Source organism: Pseudoxanthomonas fibrivorans (genome assembly GCF_041464125.1).
In the GTDB taxonomy this organism is placed as follows: Bacteria; Pseudomonadota; Gammaproteobacteria; order Xanthomonadales; family Xanthomonadaceae; genus Pseudoxanthomonas.
In genome coordinates this window covers 1,955,011-1,978,068 of sequence record NZ_JBGNUG010000001.1, presented here as the reverse complement: position 1 = coordinate 1,978,068, position 23,058 = coordinate 1,955,011, and the positions used below count along the sequence as shown (strand labels likewise).

Sequence of the window (23,058 nt, the reverse complement as noted above, 5' to 3'; positions counted from 1 at the left end):
TGTGACAGCCTCGATCGACGCGTGATATCTGTGGCCGCACTCACAAATGTTAGCGCTATCAGGTTGGGTGGCAGGCCCGGATGGCCTCCACGGCGGCACCGCAGGTCCGCAAGGACGGCGCTGTCGTGAAACAGGGGGGTTTTTGATTCGATACCACCGGCGCGTCCTGGCCGGTGGCGAGGAAGGAACGGACGTCTTTCAGTCCGGTTGTAGGGGGTCGTCGACCGCGGCCCCACAAGCCCCGCCAGGGGCATACATCCACAAAAATCGAAGCAAGAGGGGAGGGTAGGAATATGCGTAGTTGCAAGTTGCGATGTCTTGCGCTGTCAGGGACCACGCCGGCACGCGCCGCGATGTGGAACGAAGGCGACGTGCGCCAGGCCGTCCAGAACCCGCGCAGCTGAGGACACACACATGAATTCCAAGTTGAAGCGCTTCAAGTCGAAGGCGATGTTCACCATCGTCGGCGGCGTCATCATCATCAATCCGGCGTTCGCCCAGGATCCGCAGCAGGCCGCCGCGCCGGCCGCGCAGACGGACGCCACCACGCTCGATACCGTCACCGTCACCGGCATGCGCAGCAGCCTTGACCAGGCGATGAACATCAAGCGCGATTCGAACGGCATCGTCGATGCGATCAGCGCCGAGGACATCGGCAAGTTCCCGGACACCAACCTGGCCGAGTCGCTGCAGCGCATCACCGGCATCTCGATCGAGCGCCGCGACGGCGAGGGCGCGCAGGTCACCGCGCGCGGCTTCGGCCCGGGCTACAACATGGTCACGCTCAACGGCCGCCAGGTGCCGGGTGCCGACGGCTTCGGCAGCGGCGGGCTCGAGATCGGCGGCATCGGCTCCGGTACCCGCGCCTTCAACTTCGCCCAGCTGTCGTCCGACGGCATCAGCGGCGTCACCGTGTACAAGACCGGCCGCGCCCACGTCCCGAGCGGCGGCATCGGCGCCACCATCGACATCCTGACCGACCGGCCGTTCAACCACGCCGGCGGCGAGATCGTCGCCAGCGCCGGGCTGAAGGCGGTGAGCGACCGCTCGCAGGTGGACGGCAGCAACGTCACCCCCGAGGTCTCCGGCATCTTCAGCTACGCCAGCCCGGACAAGGTCTGGGGCATCGGCGTCAACGCCAGCTACCAGAAGCGCCACGGCGGTTCGGTCCAGGCGACCGAGAACGGCTGGAACGTCTCCCGCTGGAACGGCACCCTGCCGAACCTGCGCCCGGGCGGCGTGGTCGAGAACGCGCCGGAGATCGGCCAGCTCTACTCCATGCCCAACGACCTGCGCTACGCGTTCCAGGACTTCGAGCGCGAGCGCGTCAACGGCCAGGCGGTGCTGCAGTTCGCGCCGAGCGATGCGTTCACCTTCACCCTCGACTACACCTACTCGACCAACGAGATCTCGCAGGTCCGCGGCGAGCAGACCATGTGGCTGCAGAACAGCCTGGCCCACGTGATCTTCGACGACGACGACCAGGTCGCCACGCCGGTCTACATCCGCGACATCGCCGGCGGCTCGAAGGACTTCGGCTTCGAGCAGCAGCGCGACGAGCAGAAGTACAAGCTGGGTTCGCTCGGCCTGAACGCGCGCTGGGACGTCAACGACCGCTTCTCGCTGACCTTCGACGCGCACAACACCAAGGTCGAGAGCCTCCCGAACGACCCGGTGACCGGCGGCAGCTCCACTGCGTTCAGCCTGGCCGGCCTCGCCCCGAACACCGCCGTCAACAACTGGTCGCAGGAATACTGGTTCAACAGCGGCCTGCCGATCTTCGCCAACACCCTGTTCCCGACCACCGCCGACGCCGTCGCCAACACCAACGGCCAGGTCAACCCGACGTTCGCGCCCTCGCAGCTGGGTTCGCAGATCCTGCGCATCTGGTCCACGCGCCAGGAAAGCGAGGTCAAGCAGGGTCGCATCGACGGCGAACTGGCCTTCGACAACGGCCGCTTCACCTTCGGCGTGGATTCGTCGGACGTCTCGATGCGCCGCCTGAACGTCGACGGCCACGCCCACCTGATGACGCTCGGCAACTGGGGCGTGAGCGACGTCGGCCAGGCGCCCGGCATGGCCGACCTGCTGCGCCAGATCAACATCAGCGGCCTGTTCAACGACTTCAACACCCGCGGCGCGCCGACCAGCGCGTGGCGCGGCGACGCCAGCGCGCTGGCGAAGTGGGCCGAGGAGCAGTGCGCGGCGGGCACCGCCCCGGCGGCGTGGCCTGACTGCGATTCGATCAGCTCCAGGGTGCGCACCGTGTACGACAACGACAACCTGGTCGAGGAAGAGACCCGGTCGGTGTACGTGCAGTGGGAGCAGGACGGCATGCTCGGCAACTTCCCGACCTACACGGTCGTGGGCCTGCGCTACGAGCGGACGGAGCTGCAGTCGACCTCGTCCATCCAGGTCCCGAGCGGCATCCGCTGGATGTCCAACAACGACTTCGGCATCATCCGTTCCGACGAAGTCATGCCGTTCAGCGAAAGCAACACCTACAGCTACATCCTGCCGAACCTGGACTTCAGCATCGACCTGACGGCCGACGTCAAGGGCCGCGCCTCGTTCAGCAAGACCATCGCGCGCGCGCCGTACGGCAACCTGTACGCCGGTCCGAACCCGGGCGGCCCCAGCGGCTCGGTCCTGTTCGGCGAGCAGTACCGCGCCACCGGCACCGCCGAGAACCCGTCGCTCCTGCCGCTCGAGTCCGACAACCTCGATCTCGGCGCCGAGTGGTACTTCGCCCCGTCCAGCTTCGTGGGCGTCACGTACTGGAACAAGCGGGTCAAGAACTTCATCGGCAACACGGTGGTCCGCGAGAACCTGTACGGCATCACCGACCCGACCTCCGGGCCGGACGCGCAGGCGGCGCTGGCGTTCCTCAACAGCGGCGCGTGCTCGACCCAGGTGACGGCGGCGGGCAACGACCCGACCGAGGGCTGCGTGGGCAACTACACCACGCTGTTCACGGCGCTGGCGATGCTGCGCAACGCCGCGGCCACGGGCGGCCTGGCCGCCTACAACGGCAGCAACGCGCAGCAGATCGACATGGAGACCCGGTTCGACATCATCGGCGAGTCCGACGATCCGCTCTACCAGTTCGACGTCAACCGCCCGATCAACCAGCGCTCGGCCAAGCTGCACGGCTGGGAAATCGGCGGCCAGTACTTCTTCGGCGAGAGCGGGTTCGGCATCCTGGCGAACTACACCATCGTCGAGGGTGACGTGGGCATCGACCGCGCCGCCGATCCGGGCGCCAACGTGTTCGCGCTCACCGGCCTGAGCGACACCGCCAACGCCGTGCTGATGTACGAGAAGTTCGGCTGGTCGGCCCGCCTGGCGTGGAACTGGCGCGACGAGTACCTGCTGGCGGCCAACCAGAACGGCAACAACCGCAACCCGTACTTCGTCGAGGAGTACAAGCAGTTCGACGCCAGCGTCGCCTACCAGTTCAACGACAACTTCACCGTGTCGCTGGAAGCGATCAACCTGACCGGCGAGGACGTGCGCTGGCACGCCCGTTCGTCGAACCAGATGGTCCGCCTGGTGGACCAGTCGCCGCGCTACATGGTGGGCGTCCGCTACACGTTCTGATGTCGGATGCAGGCAGTTGATGCAATGAAGGACAGGGACCGTTGCCTCGGCAACGGTCCCTTTTTTGCGGGCCTCGCCCGCGCCCGGCCCGCTTGCCGGTGGTGCGGCATTGCCGATATGGTCCTCGCCACGGCCGGCGTCCCGCCCGCCGCGACCGCCGGGCGCTGCCGGGGCCGCTGGAACCACTGGATCTGAAATGGCCCGATACGAGCTCCTCAACAACATCGCGCACCAGGACCTGCGCGTGTCCACGCGCTTCGGCGCCGAATTCGGCGACAACGTGGGCATGGTCCAGGCGTTCCCCACCGAGTTCGCCGAACTCCAGCGCGAGTACCCGATCTTCTTCCGCAAGGACGCCGCCGGGGAGTTCCAGGCGGTGGCCCTGCTCGGCTTCGACAAGCACGAGAACCTGTTCCTGCACCAGGGTGGCTGGAACGCGCACTACCTGCCGGGCACGGTCGCCCGCGGCCCGTTCCTGATCGGCTTCCAGGAGCAGAACGTGGAAGGGCGGCTGCGGACCGAGCCGGTCATCCACGTGGACCTGGACCACCCGCGCGTCATCGGCGGGATGGGCGAGCCCATATTCCTGGCCCAGGGCGGCAACAGCCCCTACCTGGAGCACATCATCAACGTCCTGCGCGGGATCAACGACGGCGTGCAGGCGGGCAAGGCGATGTTCGCCGCCTTCCAGGCGCTGGAGCTGATCCAGCCGCTGACCCTGGACGTGCGCTTCGACGAGAACCACGCGGTCAACCTGGGGGGGCTGCATGGCATCGACCGTGACCGCCTGGCCGCCCTGGACGCGGAGGCGCTGCATGGCCTGCATTCGGCGGGCTGGCTCGAGGGCGCGTACCTCGTGCTCGCCTCGCTGCACAACATGCGCCGGCTGATCGCCGAGAAGCAGCGCCGCCTGCGGGAGCAGGAGGGCGCCCGGGAACAGGTGGCCTGACGGTGTTCGAGGGGGCCGCCCGAGTCCGCGAGATGCCAGGCTGCAGCGCGGGTGCGCTGCCGCTGGAGGCGCTGCTGGCCGGCGGCGTGCCGACGGTGATGCGCGGGCTGGCCCGGCACTGGACGCTGGTGGATGCGGGCCTGCGGTCGCCGCAGGCCGCCATGGACCTGTTGCGGACGCACTACAACGGCCGTCCGCTGCAGTACAACTGGGGCGATCCCGCCACCGCGGGACGGCCGTTCTACAACGACGACGCCACCGCGCTCAACTGCGAAGTCCGGCGCGGCGGGCTGGACCAGGTGCTCGACGAACTGGCCGGCTGCCTCGACGAGCCGCGTCCGCCGACGTACTACGTCGCATCGCTGCCGGTCGACTACTGCCTGCCCGGCTTGCGCGCCGGCAATGACCTGGATTTCGCCTCGCAGGGGGTGCACGCGCCTCCGGCGATCTGGATCGGCAACCGCGTCACCGCGTCCTGCCACTACGACGCCCCGAACAACATCGCCTGCTGCGCGGTGGGACGCCGCCGCTTCACCCTGTTCCCGCCGGAGCAGATCGCCAACCTCTATCCCGGGCCGCTGGAGCCCACCCCGGGCGGGCAGGCGGTGACGATGGTCGACTTCGGCGCGCCCGACCTCGAGCGCTACCCGCGCTTCCGCGACGCCATGGCGGCGGCGCAGACCGTGGTGCTGGAGCCGGGGGATGCGATCTTCATCCCGAGCATGTGGTGGCACCACGTGCAGGGCCTCGATCCGTTCACCGTGCTGGTCAACTACTGGTGGGGCAGCATGCCCGAGTGGGTCCCGACGCCGATGCACGCGCTCTACCACGCCATGTGGGCCATCCGCGACCGCCCGGAACGCGAGAAACGGGCCTGGCGCGACGTGTTCGAGTATTACGTGTTCGGGCCGGCGGAGCAGGCAGGCGCGCACCTGCCGGAGGCGGCACGCAACATCCTCGGTCCGTTCGACGAGGTGGCCGCGCGCAGGATGCGCGCGATGCTGATCGGCAAGCTCAACCGCTGAGGGGGCGGGCAGTGCCGGCGAGGTAACGACATGCGGCAGGCGCCCGGGACGGGCGACCGGGCCCTGGAGATCCGCCGCGGATGCGCGGCAATGGCAAGTACCGAGAGGGGAGCGTCTTGGAAAGCAACCGCATTCGCAGGGTCGTGATCGCAGGCGGCGGCACCGCCGGCTGGGTGACGGCCTGCGCACTGACCCACCAGTTCCGCGACCTGCTCGACATCACCCTGGTGGAGTCCGAGCAGGTCGGCACCGTCGGCGTGGGCGAGTCGACCATCCCGACCATCCGCACCTTCCACAGGCTGCTGCAGATCGACGAGCGCGAGTTCCTCAGTTCGGTCGCCGGCAGCTTCAAGCTGGCGATCTCGTTCGAGAACTGGACCCGACCGGGTTCGCGCTACATCCATCCGTTCGGCACCACCGGGGTGAACACCTGGTCGTGCGATTTCCACCAGTTCTGGCTGGAAAGCCGCCGCCGCGGCATGCAGAGCGAACTGGGCGACTACTGCCTGGAAACCGTCGCCGCCCGCCAGGACCGCTTCGCCCTGTTCAATGCCGGCCAGAACGCCCAGCAGTGGTCGATGCGCTGGACCAAGGCGGCCACGGCGATGGAGCGCAGCGATGTGAGCTATGCCTACCACTTCGACGCCGGGCTGTATGCCGCGTTCATGCGCGTCAAGTGCGAGGGCCGCGGGCTCAAGCGCATCGAGGGCAAGATCGCCCAGGTACGCCTGGACCCGGACAGCGGCTACGTGCAGGCGCTGGTGCTGGAGGATGGGCAGGTCATCGAGGGCGACCTGTTCATCGACTGCACCGGCGCGCGCGCGTTGCTGAGCGAGCAGGCGCTGCACACCGGCTACGAGGACTGGAACCACTGGCTGCCAAGCAACCGCGCGGTGGCGCTGCAGACCGAAGCCGATGGACCGGCGGTGCCGTACACCCGCGCGATCGCGCACGAGGCGGGCTGGCACTGGAAGATCTCGCTCCAGCACCGGATCGGATGCGGCATCGTGTTTTCCGATGCGCACATGTCCGACGACGAGGCGGCCGCCAAACTGCTCGCCGAGAACCCGTCCAAGCCGCTGCGCGACCCGTGGATCATCCCGTTCCGCACGGGACGCCGGCGCAAGGCCTGGAACAAGAACGTGGTCGCGCTCGGACTGGCGAGCAGCTTCATCGAGCCGCTCGAGTCGACCAGCATCCACCTGACCCTGAGCGCGGTCACCCGCCTGGTGCAGTTCTTCCCCTTCGAGGGCATCAGCCAGGCGGCGGTGGACCGCTACAACCAGGTCAGCCGCGAGGAGCTGGAGCACGTCCGCGACTTCGTCGTGATGCATTACCACCTCAACGAGCGCGACGAGCCCTTGTGGAAGCAGTGCCGCGAGATGGAACTGCCACCGGGCCTGGCCGAGCGCATCCAGGTGTTCCGCGAGACCGGATACGCGTGGCAGGGGGAGGACGAACTGTTCCGCCTCGACTCGTGGACCCACTGCATGCTCGGCCAGGGCGTGATGCCCCGCAGCCACCATCCGTTGACCCGCGCGCTGTCGGATGCCGATCTCAAGCGCCTGCTCGAGAGCGTGCGCAAGCCGATCGATGCCGCCGTGGCGGCCATGCCCAGCCAGGAGCAGTTCATCGACAGCTACTGCAAGGCGCCGCCCTCGGCCTGGGAGCAGATGTATGCGCGCGCGCGGCAGCATGAGCGGGTGACCGGCAAGGTCGCGGGCGTCGGCGGAGGCCTGGCCCAGTGAGGCGCGGATGCTGATCCAGGCGCACCCCGGACTGCGCATCGAGGTACGGCGGATCGGTGCGGAAGGGTCGCCGCTGCTGGTGGTCGACCAGCTCGTGGCCGATCCGGACAGGCTCGTGCGGAAGGCGGCCCGCGCGCAGTTCACGCCCCAGGGGGCCATGTTCCCGGGCGTCCGCGTACGCGCACCGCTGTCGTACGAGGCGTTCCTGGAGCGGCTCGTGCGGCCGCTGCTCGCCGAGGTCTTCGACCTGCCGCCACAGGCGCGGCTGGCGTTCCCGATGTGCCACTACTCGCTGGTGACCCAGCCGCCGGAGAAGCTGGGTTTCCTGCAGCGGATCCCGCACATCGATTCGTCCACGGGCCGCGGCCTGGCCTCGGTGCACTACCTGTTCCACGGCGGCTGGGGCGGCACCGCGTTCTACCGGCACCGCAACACCGGTTTCGAGTACGTGGACGAGGCGCGCGAGCGCGCCTATTTCACGCAGCTGGAGCTGGAGGCGCGCGGTCCCGATGCACCGCCGCCCGGGTACATCGGCGAGGACACGCCGCTGTTCGAGCGGATCGACAAGATCGACGGCGTGTACAACCGGCTGGTGATGTACCGGCGCAACTCCCTGCATTCGGCCACCATCGACAACGCCAACGTGCCTCCGCCCGACCCGGAGACCGGTCGCCTGTCGATCAACAGCTTCATCGACGTGTTCCTGTGATCGCCGCGGCCATCACCGCGGGCAGGCACGTCCGGCAGGCGCCGGCCCGGGCACGGTGCCGGGCCACCCGAGGAACCTTCCCGTGAACGCCACGCTGCTGCTGCTCGTGCAACTCGTCGTGATCCTGGCCGCCGCGCGCCTGTGCGGCCTGGTGCTGCGCCATTTCGGCCAGCCGGCGGTGATCGGGGAGATGGCGGCCGGCCTGATGCTCGGGCCGGTCGTATTCGGCGCCTGGCTGCCGGACCTGCACGCGGCGTTGTTCGCCAAGCCTGCGCTGCCGGCGCTTTCCGGTCTTTCGACGATCGGCGTGGCGTTGTTCATGTTCATCGTCGGTGCGGAATTGCGCGCCCCGGAGGGCAACCGCGCGCAGCTGCGCGCGGCCGCCTCGATCGGCGGGCTGGGCGTGCTGCTGCCCCTGCTGTGCGGACTGGCGATCGCGCCGCTGCTGTACCGCGCCTTCGCGCCCGCCGGCGTGGGCTACTGGCCATTCGCGCTGTTCATCGCCGCCGCGATGTCCGTCACCGCGTTCCCGGTGCTGGCGCGGATCCTCAAGGACCGCGACCTGGTCCACAGCACGCCCGGCCGGCTGGCGCTGGGGTCGGCGGTGATCGACGACGCCTGCGTCTGGATATTCCTCGCCGTGGTGCTGGCGCTGGCCGGGGACGGCTCGCCGGCCGGGGTCGCCATCGCCATCGGCGGCGGCCTGGTCCTGGTCGCCACGGTCTTCCTCGCGCTGAGGCCGCTCTACGCCCGGCTGCTGCGTCCGGCCACGCCGGCGGGCGAGCCTGCCGCCACGGCCCTGGTCTGGGTGCTGGTCGGCGTGCTGGCGTGTGCCGCGTTCGCCGAATGGATCGGCCTGCACGCGGTGTTCGGCGCGTTCCTGTTCGGCGTCGGCCTGCCGCGCGACGACCGGCTGCTGCGCTTCCTCGCCGCGCGCATCGAGCCGGTGGCGATCGTGCTGCTGATGCCGGTGGTATTCGCCCTGGCCGGGCAGAACACCACCGCCGCGGCGTTCGCCGGCGCGGGGTTCGGGGCCTTGGGCTTGATCCTGCTGGCGGCCGTCGCCGGCAAGGTGATCGGCTGCGCCGCCGGCGCGCGGCTGGCCGGCTACGGCTGGCGCGACAGCCTGGCGGTGGGGTCGCTGATGAACGCGCGCGGCCTGATGGAGCTGGTGGTGATCAAGATCGGCTTCGACGCCGGCCTGATCGGCCCGGAGCTCTTCACCCTGCTGTTCGCGATGACCCTGGTGACCACCGTGATGGCCTCGCCGCTGCTGGGCCTGTTCTACCGGCGCCCCGCGGGTGCCGGGGTGGACGCGGGCGTGTCCGCGGCGCCTTGAGCGCCACGGGAGCCTTCCCGGGTCCCCATGGTCGTCCCCGGTGGAGCGTCGGAACCACCGCGTCGACCACGTGCGGGCGGTCCCGGCGGTCCGGCGTATTGAGCCGGCTTCGCGTGCCGCACTAAGATGGACGGCGCTGTGGCCAGGGAGCGGCGATGTCGGATGCACCGGGGTGTGCGAATTGCGGTCGGGCCGTCGATGGTCCCGAACAGAAGTTCTGTCCCGCCTGCGGGCAGGCCACGCCGGTGCACCGCATCGACTGGCACTTCATGCTGCACGAGCTGGAGCACAGCGTGCTGCACATGGACCGGGGCATCCTGTACTCGCTCAAGGAGCTGATGCTCCGGCCCGGGCATCTGATGCGCGACTACCTCGAAGGACGCCGCGCAAGGCAGGCCAAGCCTTTCCTCCTGCTGATGGTGACGGCGGCGGCGGTCGTGTTTCTGGGCAAGCTGGCATTCGACGGCCGCCTCATGGAGTCGAGCATGCCGGTGGGCTACGCCGGGGTGATGGCATCGGACGCCGGTACCAAGGCCGTTGAGATGGCGTTCGCCGATGGGTTGGCGACGGTGAGCAGCTGGATGAACCGCAACTTCGCCGTGTGGACCCTCTTGCTGATACCGCTGGAGGCGCTGGCACTACGGGTGGCCTTTCTGGGTACGGGGCGGCTCAACTACCCGGAGTGGCTGGTGGTCACCGCCTTCCTGACGGTGCAGGCCTTCGTCTTCTGGGGCCTGGCGATGCCGCTGCAGCGGTGGTTTCCGCAGGCGACCTCGATCGCCATCGGCCTTGCGTTCTGCTACGGGCTGTATTCGCTGGTCCAGCTCTTTTCCGGTTACCCGCGCTGGAAGTCGGCGCTGCGCGCGCTGGTCGGACTGGGAGCGTTCGGCGTGGTGAGCGGCTTGGCGACCCTGGCGGTGGTGGTGGCCCTGGTGATTGGTCAACTCCGCTAAGCCGGCCTGTCGCCGCCTCGCTCGGCATGCCGGACAGGTGCTCCGCGCTGCGATGGCCGCAAACAAAACGCCCGCCAATCGGCGGGCGTTCTGCATCGAGCCCGGCGCGAGGCTTACTTCAGCGCCTTGAACCGCAGCCGGTGCGGGCCGGCGTCGTCGCCAAGGCGGCGCTTCTTGTCTTCCTCGTACTCGCGGTAGTTGCCCTGGAAGAACTCCACGTGCGAGTCGCCCTCGAAGGCGAGGATGTGGGTGGCGATGCGGTCCAGGAACCAGCGGTCGTGCGAGATCACGAAGGTGTTGCCCGGGAACTCGAGCAGGGCGTCCTCGAGCGCGCGCAGGGTCTCGATGTCCAGGTCGTTGGACGGTTCGTCCAGCAGCAGCACGTTGCCGCCCTGCAGCAGGGTCTTGGCCATGTGCAGGCGGCCGCGCTCGCCGCCGGACAGCGAGCCGACCAGCTTCTGCTGGTCCTGGCCCTTGAAGTTGAAGCGGCCGATGTAGGCGCGCGACTGGATCTCGATGCCGTTGATGTTGAGGATGTCCAGGCCGCCGGACACTTCCTGGAACACGTTGTGGTTGCCTTCCAGCTTGTCGCGGCTCTGGTCGACGTAGGCCAGGTTGACGGTCGAGCCGATGTCGATCGTGCCGGAATCGGGCTTTTCCTGGCCGGTGATCATCCGGAACAGGGTCGACTTGCCGGCCCCGTTGGGGCCGATGATGCCGACGATCGCGCCCGGCGGCACCGAGAAGCTCAGGTCGTCGATCAGCAGGCGGTCGCCGAACTTCTTGGAGACGTTCTTGAACTCGATGACCTTGTTGCCCAGGCGCTCGCCCGGCGGGATGAAGATCTCGTTGGTCTCGTTGCGCTTCTGGTAGTCGACCGACTGCAGCTCTTCCATGCGCGCCAGGCGGGCCTTGCCCTTGGAGCGGCCGCCCTTGGCGTTCTGGCGCGACCATTCCAGTTCCTTCTGGATGGCCTTCTGCCGCGCCTTCTCCTGGTTCTCTTCCTGCTTCAGGCGCTCGTCCTTCTGCACCAGCCAGTCGGTGTAGTTGCCCTTCCACGGGATGCCGCGGCCGCGGTCGAGCTCGAGGATCCACTCGGCGGCGTTGTCGAGGAAGTAGCGATCGTGGGTGACGGCGACCACGGTGCCGGTGTAGCGGGCCAGGAACTGCTCCAGCCACTCCACCGACTCGGCATCGAGGTGGTTGGTCGGTTCGTCGAGCAGCAGCATGTCCGGCTTCTGCAGCAGCAGGCGGCACAGCGCGACGCGGCGCTTCTCGCCGCCGGACAGCTTGCCGACCACCGCGTCCCACGGCGGCAGGCGCAGCGCGTCGGCCGCGATCTCCAGCTGCTGCTCCAGGGTGCTGGCGTCGCCGCTGGCGAGGATCGCCTCCAGGCGCTCCTGTTCCTTGGCCAGCGCGTCGAAGTCGGCGCCGTCCTCGGCATAGGCGGCGTAGACCTTCTCCAGCGCGGCCTGCGCCTGCAGGACCTCGCCGACGCCTTCCTCGACCGCTTCGCGCACGGTCTGGTTCGGGTCCAGCTGCGGTTCCTGCGGCAGGTAGCCGACCTTGATGCCCGGCTGCGGGCGGGCCTCGCCCTCGAAGTCGGTGTCCACGCCGGCCATGATCTTCAGCACCGTCGACTTGCCCGCGCCGTTCAGGCCGAGCAGGCCGATCTTGGCGCCCGGGAAGAAGCTCAGCGAGATGTCCTTGATGATCTGCCGCTTGGGCGGGACCACCTTGGACACGCGGTTCATGGTGTAGATGTATTGCGACATGGGGCTCGGGACTCCGCGGACGGGCGAGGGCGGCCTGCCGGGGGCGGGCCGCGCATGGGGCAGGACGGGATCGGGGGATTATCCCGGATATGGGGGCGGCCGGACAAATCGGCAGGGCATCTGCGCCCGTGCGGTGAGCTCCGTGCCCTGATGCCGGGGCAGGTCGTCGCTGCGGTCGCCCCGATCGCCGCCCGCGGCGGCCCGGGCCAAGGGGCTGCGGGGCCGCCGCTGCCGTGAAGAAGCGAGCGCCCGCCGGCCCTGCGGGCCCGGCCGGGGCGCGTCCGAAACGCTACAATCGACGGCCCCGTCCCCCTCGCACACCCCTCCGGAGCCCCGATGTTCCCGCGCGACGCCCGTATCGAAGGTTACGATCCTGAACTGGCCGCGGCCATCGCCAGCGAGGCGCGCCGCCAGGAAGACCACGTCGAGCTGATCGCCAGCGAGAACTACGCCAGCCCGCGCGTCCTGGAAGCCCAGGGCAGCGTGCTGACCAACAAGTACGCCGAGGGCTACCCGCACAAGCGCTACTACGGCGGCTGCGAGTACGTCGACATCGCCGAACAGCTGGCGATCGACCGGGTCAAGCAGCTGTTCGGCGCCAGCTACGCCAACGTGCAGCCGCATTCCGGCTCGCAGGCCAACCAGGCCGTGTACTTCGCGCTGCTGCAGCCGGGCGACACCATCCTGGGCATGTCGCTGGCCCATGGCGGCCACCTGACCCACGGCGCCAAGGTCAACGCCTCGGGCAAGATATTCAACGCCGTCCAGTACGGGGTCAACGACCAGGGCCTGATCGACTACGACGAGGTCGAGCGCCTGGCCGTCGAGCACAAGCCGAAGATGGTCGTGGCCGGCTTCTCGGCCTATTCGCAGCAGATCGACTGGGCGCGCTTCCGCGCCATCGCCGACAAGGTCGGCGCCTACCTGTTCGTGGACATGGCCCACGTCGCCGGCCTGGTCGCCGCCGGCGTCTACCCGAACCCGCTGCCGCATGCGCACGTGGTCACCTCGACCACCCACAAGACCCTGCGCGGCCCGCGCGGCGGCATCATCCTGGCCCTGAATGCGGGCGAGGAGATCGAGAAGAAGCTGCAGTCCATCGTCTTCCCCGGGATCCAGGGCGGCCCGCTGATGCACGTCATCGCGGCCAAGGCGGTGGCCTTCAAGGAAGCGCTGGAGCCGGAGTTCACCGCCTACCAGCAGCAGGTGGTGAAGAACGCGCAGGCGATGGCCGACACCCTGATCGCGCGCGGCTACAAGATCGTCTCCGGCGGCACCCAGAACCACCTGATGCTGGTCGACATGATCGGCAAGGACGTGTCCGGCAAGGACGCGGAAGCCGCGCTGGGCAAGGCCCACATCACCGTCAACAAGAACTCGGTGCCCAACGACCCGCGCTCGCCGTTCGTGACCTCGGGCCTGCGCCTGGGCACGCCGGCGGTGACCACCCGCGGCTACACCGAGCAGGACTGCGTGGACCTGGCCAACTGGATCGCCGACGTGCTCGACGCGCCGGCCGACGGGGCCGTGATCGCCGCGGTCCGCGCCAAGGTCACCGCGCAGTGCGCGAAGTACCCGGTCTACGGCTGACCGGCGCGGCCTGACCCGAGCCGAGCCGAGGGCGACCCATGCACTGCCCGTACTGCCAGCACAGCGACACCCGCGTGATCGACTCGCGCGTGTCCGAGGACGGCGCCACCATCCGCCGGCGCCGCGAGTGTGAGGCCTGCGGCGAGCGCTTCAGCACGCTGGAAACGGTCGAGCTGAAGCTGCCGGCGATCATCAAGAGCGACGGCCGCCGCGAGGCCTTCGATGCGCGCAAGCTGCGCGTGGGCTTCGACCGCGCGCTGCAGAAGCGGCCGGTGTCGGAAGAGCAGATCGAGGCGGCGGTGCGCGCGGTCGTGCACGGCGTGCGCATGAGCGGCGAGCGCGAGCTGGCGTCGCGCCGGATCGGCGAGTTCGTCATGGACGAGCTGCGCAAGCTCGACCATGTCGGCTACGTGCGCTTCGCCTCGGTCTACCGCAGTTTCGAGGACGTGGCCGATTTCCGCGAGGAGATCGAGAAGCTCGAGCGCGACCTGCCGCCGGGCAGCGGCCAGCTGCCGCTGCTGCAGGGCGGCGAGGTGGTCCCGATTGACAGGCACGCCGACAAGCACGCCGACCGGCAGAAGAAGCGCTGAGCGCGGCCATGCGCATCGCCTGGCTGCGCGACCATCCCTGGCACGTGGACACGCTGGCCGCCGCGCACGTGGAGGCGTTCGGCGCGCTGCTGCCGGACTGGACCCTGGTCCAGGCCGCGGACGAGCTGCGCAGCCACACCCGCGCCTGCGCGATCCCTTCCACCCTGCTGGCGCTGGACGAGCAGGGAGACTGGCTCGGCTCGGTCAGCCTGCTGCAGGAAGACCACGAACACATCCGCCAGTACTCGCCCTGGCTGGCCAGCCTGTACGTGCGCCCCGCCGCGCGCGGCCATGGCGTCGGCGCGGCGCTGGTCGCCCGCTGCGTGGCCGAAGCCGCCGCGCTCGGCGTGGCCCGGCTGTACCTGTATTGCACCGGGACCGTGGCGGACTGGTACCGCAGGCTGGGCTGGCGCGACCATGCCACCGTGGTGCTGGGCCCGCTGCAGGTGCAGGTGATGGCGGTGGACTGCGCGGGCGCGGCGCGGTGAGCGGCTTCGATCCGCGCGACCACGCGCTGATGGCGCAGGCGCTGGCCCTGGCCGCGCGGGGCCTGTATACCGCGCGGCCCAATCCGATGGTCGGCTGCGTCATCGCCCGCGACGGCGAGGTGGTCGGCGAGGGCTGGCACCCGCGCACCGGCGAGCCGCACGCGGAGGTGTTCGCGCTGCGCCAGGCCGGCGAGCGCGCCCGCGGCGCCACCGCCTACGTGACCCTGGAGCCGTGCGCGCATGTCGGGCGCACGCCCCCTTGCGCGGACGCGCTGGTCGCCGCCGGCGTGGCGCGCGTGGTGGCGGCGATGCGCGATCCGTTCCCGCGCGTGGACGGCGCCGGCTTCGCCCGGTTGCAGGCGGCCGGTGTCGCGGTCGCATCGGGCCTGATGGAGGCGCAGGCGCGGGAGCTCAATCGTGGCTTCCTGTCGCGGATGGAGCGTGGACGGCCGTGGCTGCGGGTCAAGCTGGCGACGAGCCTGGACGGGCGCACCGCGATGGCCAGCGGCGAATCGAAATGGATCACCGGCGAGGCCGCGCGTGCCGACGTGCAGCGCTGGCGTGCGCGCAGCAGCGCGATCCTCACCGGTGCCGACACCGTGCTGGCCGACGACCCGGCGCTGACCGTGCGCCTGGAAGAGTCGGCCGAATTCGTGCCGCCGCTGCGGGTCGTGCTCGACACCCGCCTGCGCAGCCTGGCGCGCGGCCGGGTGCGCGACGGCAGCGCGCCGACGCTCTACCTGCACGGCCCCGACGCGGTTCCGCCGGCCGGGGTCGAAGCCGAATTCGCCGCGGTGCCGCTGCAGGATGGCCGTCCCGACCTGGCCGCGGCTTTGCGCCTGCTCGGCGAGCGCGGCCTCAACGAGGTCCAGGTCGAGGCTGGCCCGGTGCTGTGCGGCGCGCTGCTGCGCGCCGGCCTGGTCGACGAACTGCTGCTCTACCAGGCGCCGCTGCTGCTTGGCGACGGCGCCCGGCCGCTGTTCGCCGGGCTGGGCATCGAGGCCATGGCCGAGCGCCGGCCGTTCGTCCTGGTCGATGAAGCCCGCTTCGGCGACGACCGGCGCCTGCTGCTGCGAACGGTATAGGGAGCAGGGCCCGGCAGGCGCCGAGGCGGACCGGGCCGGCGGACACACCGTTGCAGGCCCACCCGCCAGTCCTTCCACCGCCCTGCGCTAGAATGCGCGGGCCGGTTCGCCGGCACCCACCAAGATCGAACGTCTTCAGGGCGGGGTGGAATTCCCCACCGGCGGTAGGCGCGGCGTCCTTCGGGATCCTGCGCGAGCCCGCGAGCGCTCCCGGCAACGCCCGGCCCCATGGCCGCCGGACCCGGGAGGTCAGCAGATCCGGTCCGATGCCGGAGCCGACGGTTGAGGCGTGGCCCGGCCACGTCCCTAGAGTCCGGATGAAAGAAGACGCAGCCGCCCGGCCCCGTGCCGGGTGGCCGCCGTGCCCCGGGACGTTTTTCGCCCTCATGCGGAAAACGGACATGCAGCCAGTCGTACCCCGCGCCGCCAGCGGCGCACTCCAGCCCCACCCGGCCCGCCGCCGTCGCGCCCGTCGCGCGGAGGTGCGCTGATGTTCACCGGGATCATCGAGGGCGTCGGCCGCCTGGCCGCGCGCGAGCCGCGCGGCGGCGACATCCGTTTCACCTTCGCCACCGGCACGCTGCCCTTCGCCGACGTGCGGCTGGGCGAGAGCATCGCGGTGAACGGGGTCTGCCTGACCGTGGTCGCGTTCGACGCGGCCAGCTTCCAGGCCGACGCGTCCACCGAGACCCTTTCGCTGACCACGCTCGGCACGCTGGTCGAAGGCGTCGCGCTGAACCTGGAGCGCGCGATGCGTCCCTCCGACCGGCTCGGCGGGCACCTGGTCAGCGGCCACGTCGACGGCATCGGCCGGGTGCTTTCGGTGCACGACGACGCGCGCGCGCAGCGCTGGCGCTTCGCCGCGCCGGCGCCGCTGCTGAAGTACGTCGCGAAGAAGGGTTCGATCTGCGTGGACGGCGTCAGCCTGACCGTCAATGAGGTCGATGGCGAAGGCTTCGAGGTCGCGCTGATCCCGCACACCGTCGCGCATACCCGCTTCGCCGAGACGGCGGCCGGCGATGCGGTGAACCTGGAGATCGACCTGGTCGCGCGCTACGTCGAGCGCCTGCTCGGCGCGCGCGCGGCGGTCGAGGCCGCCGGCGGCGAAGGAGCACACGCATGAACTTCGCCCCCGTCCCCGAACTGCTGGAAGAGATCCGCGCCGGCCGCATGGTGGTGATCGTCGACGACGAGGACCGCGAGAACGAGGGCGACCTGATCATGGCCGCCGAGCTGGTCCGCCCGGCCGACATCAACTTCATGGTCACCCACGCCCGCGGCCTGGTCTGCCTGTCGCTGACCCGCGAGCGCTGCGCCCAGCTCGGCCTGGCGCCGATGGTCCAGACCAACACCGCGCAGTTCCAGACCAACTTCACCGTCAGCATCGAGGCGGCCGAGGGCGTGACCACCGGCATCTCCGCCTACGACCGCGCGCACACCATCCGCACCGCGGTGCGGCCGGATGCCAGGCCGTCGGACCTGAGCCAGCCCGGCCACATCTTCCCGCTGACCGCCCAGCCCGGCGGCGTGCTGACCCGCGCCGGCCACACCGAGGCGGCCAGCGACCTGCCGATGCTGGCGGGGCTGGAGCCGGCCGGGGTGCTGGTCGAGGTGATGAACGCCGACGGCAGCATGGCCCGGCGGCCCGAGCTGGAGGTGTTCGCGCGCGAGCACGGGTTGAAGATGGGTTCGATCGCCGACCTCATCGCCTGGCGGCTGGCGACCGAGCACACCGTCGAGCGCATCGACGAGCGCGAGGTCGACACCGAGTTCGGCCCGTTCCGGCTGCTCACCTACCGCGACCGCATCGCCCACGAGCTGCACTTCGCGCTGGTCCGCGGCACGCCGGAACGGGACGTGCCGACGCTGGTCCGCGTGCAGGTCGAAAACCCGCTCAGCGACCTGCTGCACTGGCGGCGCGACGACTTCGGCGTGGCGGCCACCGACGCGCTGCGCGCGATCGCGGCCGAAGGGCAGGGCGTGATGGTCGTGCTGTCCGAGCCGCGCAACGCCGAGGCGCTGCTGGCGCGGCTGCGCAAGCAGCCCGAGGTGCGGCCCAACGCCAAGGACGTCGGCCAGTGGCGGCGCAATGGCGCCGGCGCGCAGATCCTGGCCGACCTGGGGCTGGGCCGGCTGCGCGTGCTGGGCACGCCGCGGCGGCAGGTCGGGCTGGCCGGCTACGGGCTGGAGGTCGTCGAATACGTGTCGCCGTAGAGGGGCGGCCGCTCGCATCCGGACAGCCGGCTGATCCTCGCGTGCTCCGTCGCGGGACCTGGCGGAAGGTCACGGAGGAGGTCGCGGCATGGCCGCCACCGGGGCACGAGCGGCAGGGGCCCGCGATCGACCTCCCCGGGACCTCGCCGCCGCGCTTTCCAGGCCCACCGGCCCCCGCTGCCCCGCGTCCGGTAAACTGACCGACCCCCGAGGACCCGATCCCATGACCCTGTACGAAGGCGACCTGCGCCTGCCGGCCGACGCCCGCTTCGCGATCCTGGCCAGCCGCTGGAACGCGCGCATCACCGACGCCCTGGTGGCCGGCGCACGCCGCTGCCTGGCCGACAACGGCGTGCCCGACGACGCGGTCGACGTGGTCCGCCTGCCGGGCGCCTGGGAACTGCCCCTGGCCGCGCAGCGCCTGGCCACCGCCGGCGCCCACCAGGCGCTGGTCGTGCTGGGCTGCGTGGTCCGCGGCGACACCCGCCACTACGAGCACGTCGCCGACCTGTGCGCGCAGGGCCTGATGCGCGTCGCGCTGGACACCGGCGTGCCGGTGCTCAACGGGGTGCTGGCGGTGGAGAAATTCGAGGATGCCGAGGCCCGCGCCGGCGGCAGCCACGGCAACAAGGGCGAGGAGGCGGCGCTGGCCGCGCTGGAAATGGTCAACCTGCTGGAGCGCCTGCGATGAACCGTCCCCACCGTCCCCGCACCGGTGTCGACCCGGTGTTGCGCGCCCGTGCGCGCCGCCGCGCGCTGCAGGCCATCTACGCCTGGCAGATTTCCGGCGGCACCACCCAGGCGGTGATCGCCCAGTTCGCGCACGAGCAGGCCCATGAAGTGGCCGACCTCGAGTACTTCGAGGACCTGGTCCGCGGCGTGCTGGCCGAGCGCGCCGGCCTGGACGCGGCGCTGGCGCCGCACCTGGACCGCGGCGTGGAAGAAGTCGATGCGATCGAGCGCGCAGTGCTGCGGCTGGCCGCCTACGAGCTGCTGCACCGCCAGGACGTGCCCTACCGGGTGGTGCTGAACGAGGCGATCGAGATCGCCAAGCGCTTCGGCTCCGAGCACGGCCACACCTACGTCAACGGCGTGCTCGACCGCGCCAGCGCCGAATGGCGCGCGGTCGAGGTCCAGGCCGGGCGCCCCGGGCGCGGCTGACCGCAAGACCTTCCCTACCGCGCGCCGTTTACGGCGCGGGGCGCGCGCATGACGGCAAGGCGTCGTCCGCGGCGACCGGTGCGGCGGTCCGCGTGGCTGCCTGCCGGCGAATCCGGCAGGATGGCGCCATGGCCGAATTCGACCTCATCGAACTGATCCGCGCGCGGGTCGCGCCCGGCGACGGCGTGGCCCTGGGAATCGGCGACGATGCCGCCCTGCTGCGGGTGCCGGCCGGGCAGGAACTGGTGGTCACCGCCGACACGCTCAATGACGGCGTGCATTTCCCCGCCGGCACCGCGGCGGCCGACGTGGGCTGGAAGGCGCTGGCGGTGAACCTGTCGGACCTGGCGTCGATGGGCGCGCGGCCGGCGTGGTGCACATTGTCGCTGTCGCTGCCGCAGGCGGACGCGGCGTGGCTCGAAGGGTTCCTCGACGGTTTCCTGGAACTGGCGCGGCTGCATGGCACCACCCTGGTCGGCGGCGACACCACGCGCGGGCCGCTGTCGATCGCGGTGACCGCGATGGGCTGGGTCGAGGCGGGCGCGGCGCTGCGGCGCGACCGTGCGCGCGCCGGCGACGACGTGTGGGTCACCGGGACGCTGGGCGACGCGGCGGCCTCACTGGTGCTGGTCGGCCACGTCCCGCCGCCGACGGAGGGCGCCGTTCCGTCGCCCGACCCGGCCACGGTCGCGGCCCTGGCGCAACGCCTGCAGCGGCCCACGCCACGCGTGGCCGCCGGTCGTGCGCTGCTGGGCCTGGCCCATGCCTGCGTCGACGTGTCCGACGGCCTGCTGGCCGACCTGCGCCATGTCTGCGCACGCAGCCGCGTCGGTGCGGAAATCTCGGTCGGCGGCCTGCCGGCCTCGGACGCGCTGCGGCGCGCCTTCGGCGACGGCCGCGTCGCGTTGCAGGCCTCGGGCGGCGACGACTACGAACTGTGCTTCACCGCGCCGCCGGGCCTGCGCGAGGCCGTCGCATTGGCGCTGGAGCAGGCCGGCGTCGACGCCACGCGGATCGGACGCATCGTCGCGGGCAACGGGGTCCACGCGCTGGGCGCGGACGGCCTCCCGTGGCAGCCGGCCCGCGGCGGCTACGTGCATTTCGGCTGACGCGTCGCCTCCGGGCGTGCGTCCAGCGCGGCCGCCATGCGCTCGACCGCCTCCACCAGCAACGGGCGCGGCATCGCGAAGTTCAGGCGCACGTGGCCTTCGCCGCCTTGCCCGCATTCGGCGCCGTCGGTCAGCGCGACATGGGCGTGGCGGCGGAAGAACAGGTGCGGGGCGCCGTCCAGGCCGAGCGCGCGGCAGTCGAGCCAGGCCAGGTACGTGCCCTGCGGTTCGATCCAGCCGATCTGCGGCAGGCGTTGCCGCAACAGGCGGCCCAGTACCTCGCGGTTGCCGCGCAGGTAGTCCAGCACCGGCCGCAGCCACGCATCGCCCTCGCGCCACGCGGCGGTATGGGCGACCACGCCCGGCGTGGACGTGCTGTTGCCGGCGAAGTGGCCGATCTCGCGCCAGCGCTGCAGGTCGGACGGCCGGGTGAAGACCAGCTGCGCGCATTTCAGGCCGGCGAGGTTCCAGGCCTTGGAGGCGGAGACCGCGGTGATCGCCTGGTGGGCCGCCTCGGCGGACACGGTGGCGTAGGGCACGTGCGCATGGGGGGCGTACACCAGCGGCGCGTGGATCTCGTCGGCGAACACCCGCGCGTCGTGCCGCGCGGCGACCGCCGCGATGCGCTCGAGTTCTTCGCGCGGGTACACCTTTCCGATCGGGTTGTGCGGGTTGCACAGCAGCAGCATCCGCGCGCCGGCCGCGAACGCGGCGTCCAGCGCGGCTTCGTCGAGGGTCCACGCGTCGCCGTCGTTGCGCATCGGCACCTGCACCACCGGATGGCCGAGCAGCGCGAGCAGCGGCAGGAACGGCATGTAGCACGGCACCGGCACCGCGACGGGGCTGCCGGCCGGCAGGAAGTGCCGGCAGGCGACTTCCAGCGCGCCGAGGACGTCCGGCACCGCGCGGATCGCGTCGGCGGACACTTCCCAGCCGTGGTGGCGGTGCTGCCAGCCGGCGCAGGCCTCGGCCAGCGCCCGCAGCGGGCCGGCGGACAGGTAGCCGACCTGGCCACGCTCGATCGCCTGGTGCAGCGCCTCGCGGATCGGGGGGGCGATGCCGAAGTCCATTTCGGCGACGAACGCGCCGATGCAGTCGGGGAACGCGCGCCATTTCAGGCCGCCGGCAGCGCGCAGCTGCTCGAGGGTGATCGCGTCGAAGGCGGAGGTGTCCAAGCCGGCGCTCCTGTCGTCGTCCGGCATTGTCGCATCCGGCCCCGCGTGGTCCACGCGGGGCAGTCCGGGGGGATCGGCAGCCATCTGGCCGGTCGCGGCGAGGCGTAGGGCCCGTCTGCGCGCGCGCGTCATCGCACCGACCCCGCACGACGCCGGCGGCGCGTCAGGGCGGCAGCACCTTGCCGGGGTTGAGGATGCCGTCCGGGTCCAGCGCGGCCTTGATCGCACGCATCGCCGCCAGGGTCGGCGGGTCGAACGCGCGCGCCATCCAGTCGCGCTTGGCCACGCCGATGCCATGCTCGCCCGACAGCGTGCCGCCCAGCGACAGCACCAGCCCGAACACCTGCGGCAGCGTGGCCTGCGCGCGCGCGGATTCGTCCGCATCGTCCGGGCGGTACATGATGTTGACGTGCAGGTTGCCGTTGCCGGCGTGGCCGAACACGACGATCGGCAGCGCCGCTGCGGCCGAGAGCGCCTCGACGCCGGCGACCAGGTCGGGAATGCGCGACACCGGCACCACCACGTCCTCGTTGATCTTGCCGGGCGCGATGCTGCGCAGCGCGGGCGAAAGCGCGCGCCGCGCCGCCCACAGGCGGTCGCGCGCGCTGCCGTCGGTGGCCACATCCAGCGACAGCAGTCCTTCGCCCTCGGCGGCCCCCGCCAGGGCCTGCAGCGCCGGCAGCAGCGTGTCGTCGTTGCCGTCGGCCTCGACCAGCAGCATCGCCCCGGCCTCGGGCACGTCGCTGCCGTTGCGCCGGAGCAGCGCGATCGCGCGGGCGTCCATGAACTCGAGCATGGCCGGCACCTGCGGTTGTGCCATCAGCCGCGCGACCGCCGCCGCCGCCGCCGCCGCGTCCCGGTAGAAGGCGCGCAGCCCGGCCTGGGCCTGCGGTCGCGGCGACAGCCGCAGCGTGGCTTCCACGATCAGCGCCAGCGTGCCCTCGCTGCCGACCAGCAGGTGGGTGAGGTCGTAGCCGGTGGCGTCCTTCGTCCACGGGCCGCCGCAGCGGATGATCTCGCCGCTGCCGGTCACCGCGACCAGGCCGAGCACGTTGTCGCGGGTGGCGCCGTACTTCACCGCGCGCGGACCGCCGGCGTTGCAGGCCAGGTTGCCGCCGATGGTGCAGCGTTCGTAGCTGGACGGGTCCGGTGCCCAGAACAGGCCGTGCGGCTGCAGCGCCTGCTGCAGGTCGCCGTTGAGCACGCCCGGTTCGACCACCGCGCAGCGGTCGCCCGGGCGCACCTCGAGGATCCGGTCCATCCGCGCGAACGACACGACCACGCCGCCGGCGAAGGGCACCGCCGCGCCGGTCGTCGCGGTGCCGGCGCCGCGGGCCACTACCGGCACGCGGTGGGCACGGCAGGCGCGCACGATCGCCGCGACCTGCGCGCGGTCGCGCGGCACCGCGACCGCATCGGGAAGGGCGGACAGCCGGGAGTCGTCCTCGCCGTGCGCGCGTCGCATCTGCTCGCCGGTGAACCAGCCGCCGTCGCCGAGCAGGGCGCCCAGTTCGGCATCGAGGGCGGGGGGCAGGGTCGGCGTCATGG

Annotated in this window: 19 protein-coding genes and 1 riboswitch; of the genes, 16 read left to right on the top strand and 3 right to left on the bottom strand. The window is 71.1% G+C overall.

Translation table 11 applies throughout. The features are described 5' to 3' along the window. Nucleotides 1-414 precede the first annotated feature (414 nt). From ACA089_RS09030 to ACA089_RS09000, 7 genes are all read left to right on the top strand, one after another. On the top strand, nucleotides 415-3,600 hold the full coding sequence (locus ACA089_RS09030) for a TonB-dependent receptor (RefSeq protein WP_372015935.1): 3,186 nt from the start codon (nucleotides 415-417) through the stop codon (nucleotides 3,598-3,600). Nucleotides 3,601-3,796: 196 nt separating this feature from the next. Next, nucleotides 3,797-4,549 carry a SapC family protein gene (locus ACA089_RS09025; protein ID WP_372015932.1) on the top strand — a complete coding sequence of 251 codons (753 nt, stop codon included), beginning with the start codon at nucleotides 3,797-3,799 and terminating at the stop codon, nucleotides 4,547-4,549. A gap of 32 nt (nucleotides 4,550-4,581) precedes the next feature. Then, on the top strand, nucleotides 4,582-5,574 hold the full coding sequence (locus tag ACA089_RS09020; RefSeq protein WP_372015929.1) for a cupin-like domain-containing protein: 993 nt from the start codon (nucleotides 4,582-4,584) through the stop codon (nucleotides 5,572-5,574). An 80-nt stretch (nucleotides 5,575-5,654) separates the two neighbouring features. Then, nucleotides 5,655-7,322: a tryptophan halogenase family protein gene (locus ACA089_RS09015; RefSeq protein ID WP_372015927.1), complete on the top strand. Its 1,668-nt coding sequence runs from the start codon at nucleotides 5,655-5,657 to the stop codon at nucleotides 7,320-7,322. Between the two features lie 7 nt (nucleotides 7,323-7,329). Then, nucleotides 7,330-8,031: a DUF6445 family protein gene (locus tag ACA089_RS09010; RefSeq protein ID WP_372015925.1), complete on the top strand. Its 702-nt coding sequence runs from the start codon at nucleotides 7,330-7,332 to the stop codon at nucleotides 8,029-8,031. An 82-nt stretch (nucleotides 8,032-8,113) separates the two neighbouring features. After that, complete coding sequence (locus tag ACA089_RS09005) at nucleotides 8,114-9,370, top strand: cation:proton antiporter (protein ID WP_372015921.1); 1,257 nt, start codon at nucleotides 8,114-8,116, stop codon at nucleotides 9,368-9,370. A gap of 245 nt (nucleotides 9,371-9,615) precedes the next feature. Next, nucleotides 9,616-10,323, top strand: a complete 708-nt coding sequence (locus ACA089_RS09000) for a DUF3667 domain-containing protein (protein WP_372015919.1) — start codon at nucleotides 9,616-9,618, stop codon at nucleotides 10,321-10,323. Between the two features lie 113 nt (nucleotides 10,324-10,436). Here the strand turns inward: ACA089_RS09000 and ettA are convergent, their stop codons facing one another. Further along, nucleotides 10,437-12,098: an energy-dependent translational throttle protein EttA gene (gene ettA / locus ACA089_RS08995; RefSeq protein ID WP_372015917.1), complete on the bottom strand. Its 1,662-nt coding sequence runs from the start codon at nucleotides 12,096-12,098 to the stop codon at nucleotides 10,437-10,439. A gap of 336 nt (nucleotides 12,099-12,434) precedes the next feature. Here ettA and glyA point away from each other — a divergent pair, with 336 nt between their 5' ends. The 9 genes from glyA (at nucleotide 12,435) to thiL (ending at nucleotide 20,335) form a co-directional block, all read left to right on the top strand. Further along, complete coding sequence (gene glyA, locus ACA089_RS08990) at nucleotides 12,435-13,688, top strand: serine hydroxymethyltransferase (RefSeq protein ID WP_372015914.1); 1,254 nt, start codon at nucleotides 12,435-12,437, stop codon at nucleotides 13,686-13,688. Between the two features lie 38 nt (nucleotides 13,689-13,726). Continuing rightward, on the top strand, nucleotides 13,727-14,278 hold the full coding sequence (nrdR, locus tag ACA089_RS08985) for a transcriptional regulator NrdR (RefSeq protein ID WP_372015911.1): 552 nt from the start codon (nucleotides 13,727-13,729) through the stop codon (nucleotides 14,276-14,278). Between the two features lie 8 nt (nucleotides 14,279-14,286). Beyond that, nucleotides 14,287-14,766, top strand: coding sequence for a GNAT family N-acetyltransferase (locus ACA089_RS08980; protein ID WP_372015909.1), 480 nt, complete (start codon nucleotides 14,287-14,289; stop codon nucleotides 14,764-14,766). Nucleotides 14,767-14,795: 29 nt separating this feature from the next. Next, on the top strand, nucleotides 14,796-15,851 hold the full coding sequence (ribD, locus tag ACA089_RS08975) for a bifunctional diaminohydroxyphosphoribosylaminopyrimidine deaminase/5-amino-6-(5-phosphoribosylamino)uracil reductase RibD (protein ID WP_372017725.1): 1,056 nt from the start codon (nucleotides 14,796-14,798) through the stop codon (nucleotides 15,849-15,851). Between the two features lie 127 nt (nucleotides 15,852-15,978). Next, nucleotides 15,979-16,184, top strand: a riboswitch (FMN riboswitch). Nucleotides 16,185-16,341: 157 nt separating this feature from the next. Further along, nucleotides 16,342-16,974 carry a riboflavin synthase gene (locus ACA089_RS08970; RefSeq protein ID WP_372015906.1) on the top strand — a complete coding sequence of 211 codons (633 nt, stop codon included), beginning with the start codon at nucleotides 16,342-16,344 and terminating at the stop codon, nucleotides 16,972-16,974. Then, nucleotides 16,971-18,065 (top strand): 3,4-dihydroxy-2-butanone-4-phosphate synthase, encoded by a 1,095-nt coding sequence (gene ribB, locus ACA089_RS08965; protein WP_372015903.1) that lies wholly within the window; start codon nucleotides 16,971-16,973, stop codon nucleotides 18,063-18,065. The genes ACA089_RS08970 and ribB overlap by 4 nt, the downstream gene beginning before the upstream one ends. Nucleotides 18,066-18,288: 223 nt before the next feature. Beyond that, nucleotides 18,289-18,756 carry a 6,7-dimethyl-8-ribityllumazine synthase gene (gene ribH / locus ACA089_RS08960; protein WP_372015900.1) on the top strand — a complete coding sequence of 156 codons (468 nt, stop codon included), beginning with the start codon at nucleotides 18,289-18,291 and terminating at the stop codon, nucleotides 18,754-18,756. Next, nucleotides 18,753-19,226, top strand: a complete 474-nt coding sequence (gene nusB / locus ACA089_RS08955; protein WP_372015897.1) for a transcription antitermination factor NusB — start codon at nucleotides 18,753-18,755, stop codon at nucleotides 19,224-19,226. The genes ribH and nusB overlap by 4 nt, the downstream gene beginning before the upstream one ends. A gap of 128 nt (nucleotides 19,227-19,354) precedes the next feature. Continuing rightward, entirely contained in the window at nucleotides 19,355-20,335 is a 981-nt protein-coding gene (thiL, locus tag ACA089_RS08950; RefSeq protein WP_372015894.1) for a thiamine-phosphate kinase, read from the top strand. Here the strand turns inward: thiL and ACA089_RS08945 are convergent. After that, complete coding sequence (locus ACA089_RS08945) at nucleotides 20,317-21,510, bottom strand: MalY/PatB family protein (RefSeq protein WP_372015891.1); 1,194 nt, start codon at nucleotides 21,508-21,510, stop codon at nucleotides 20,317-20,319. The two genes, thiL and ACA089_RS08945, sit on opposite strands and share 19 nt — an antisense overlap. Nucleotides 21,511-21,673: 163 nt before the next feature. Continuing rightward, on the bottom strand, nucleotides 21,674-23,056 hold the full coding sequence (locus tag ACA089_RS08940) for an FAD-binding oxidoreductase (RefSeq protein WP_372015888.1): 1,383 nt from the start codon (nucleotides 23,054-23,056) through the stop codon (nucleotides 21,674-21,676). Between the last annotated feature and the right edge of the window lie 2 nt (nucleotides 23,057-23,058).

Excerpts from the sequence above, each read along its gene's own strand:
- ACA089_RS08970 (WP_372015906.1), top strand. The coding sequence starts at position 16,342 with ATGTTCACCGGGATCATCGAGGGCGTCGGCCGCCTGGCCGCGCGCGAG.
- ACA089_RS09015 (WP_372015927.1), top strand. The coding sequence starts at position 5,655 with ATGCGCGGCAATGGCAAGTACCGAGAGGGGAGCGTCTTGGAAAGCAAC.
- ribD (WP_372017725.1), top strand. The coding sequence starts at position 14,796 with ATGGCGCAGGCGCTGGCCCTGGCCGCGCGGGGCCTGTATACCGCGCGG.
- nrdR (WP_372015911.1), top strand. The coding sequence starts at position 13,727 with ATGCACTGCCCGTACTGCCAGCACAGCGACACCCGCGTGATCGACTCG.
- nusB (WP_372015897.1), top strand. The coding sequence starts at position 18,753 with ATGAACCGTCCCCACCGTCCCCGCACCGGTGTCGACCCGGTGTTGCGC.
- ribB (WP_372015903.1), top strand. The coding sequence starts at position 16,971 with ATGAACTTCGCCCCCGTCCCCGAACTGCTGGAAGAGATCCGCGCCGGC.
- ACA089_RS09020 (WP_372015929.1), top strand. The coding sequence starts at position 4,582 with ATGCCAGGCTGCAGCGCGGGTGCGCTGCCGCTGGAGGCGCTGCTGGCC.
- ettA (WP_372015917.1), bottom strand. The coding sequence starts at position 12,098 with ATGTCGCAATACATCTACACCATGAACCGCGTGTCCAAGGTGGTCCCG.
- ACA089_RS08980 (WP_372015909.1), top strand. The coding sequence starts at position 14,287 with ATGCGCATCGCCTGGCTGCGCGACCATCCCTGGCACGTGGACACGCTG.
- thiL (WP_372015894.1), top strand. The coding sequence starts at position 19,355 with ATGGCCGAATTCGACCTCATCGAACTGATCCGCGCGCGGGTCGCGCCC.
- ribH (WP_372015900.1), top strand. The coding sequence starts at position 18,289 with ATGACCCTGTACGAAGGCGACCTGCGCCTGCCGGCCGACGCCCGCTTC.
- glyA (WP_372015914.1), top strand. The coding sequence starts at position 12,435 with ATGTTCCCGCGCGACGCCCGTATCGAAGGTTACGATCCTGAACTGGCC.
- ACA089_RS09010 (WP_372015925.1), top strand. The coding sequence starts at position 7,330 with ATGCTGATCCAGGCGCACCCCGGACTGCGCATCGAGGTACGGCGGATC.
- ACA089_RS09030 (WP_372015935.1), top strand. The coding sequence starts at position 415 with ATGAATTCCAAGTTGAAGCGCTTCAAGTCGAAGGCGATGTTCACCATC.
- ACA089_RS09025 (WP_372015932.1), top strand. The coding sequence starts at position 3,797 with ATGGCCCGATACGAGCTCCTCAACAACATCGCGCACCAGGACCTGCGC.
- ACA089_RS08940 (WP_372015888.1), bottom strand. The coding sequence starts at position 23,056 with ATGACGCCGACCCTGCCCCCCGCCCTCGATGCCGAACTGGGCGCCCTG.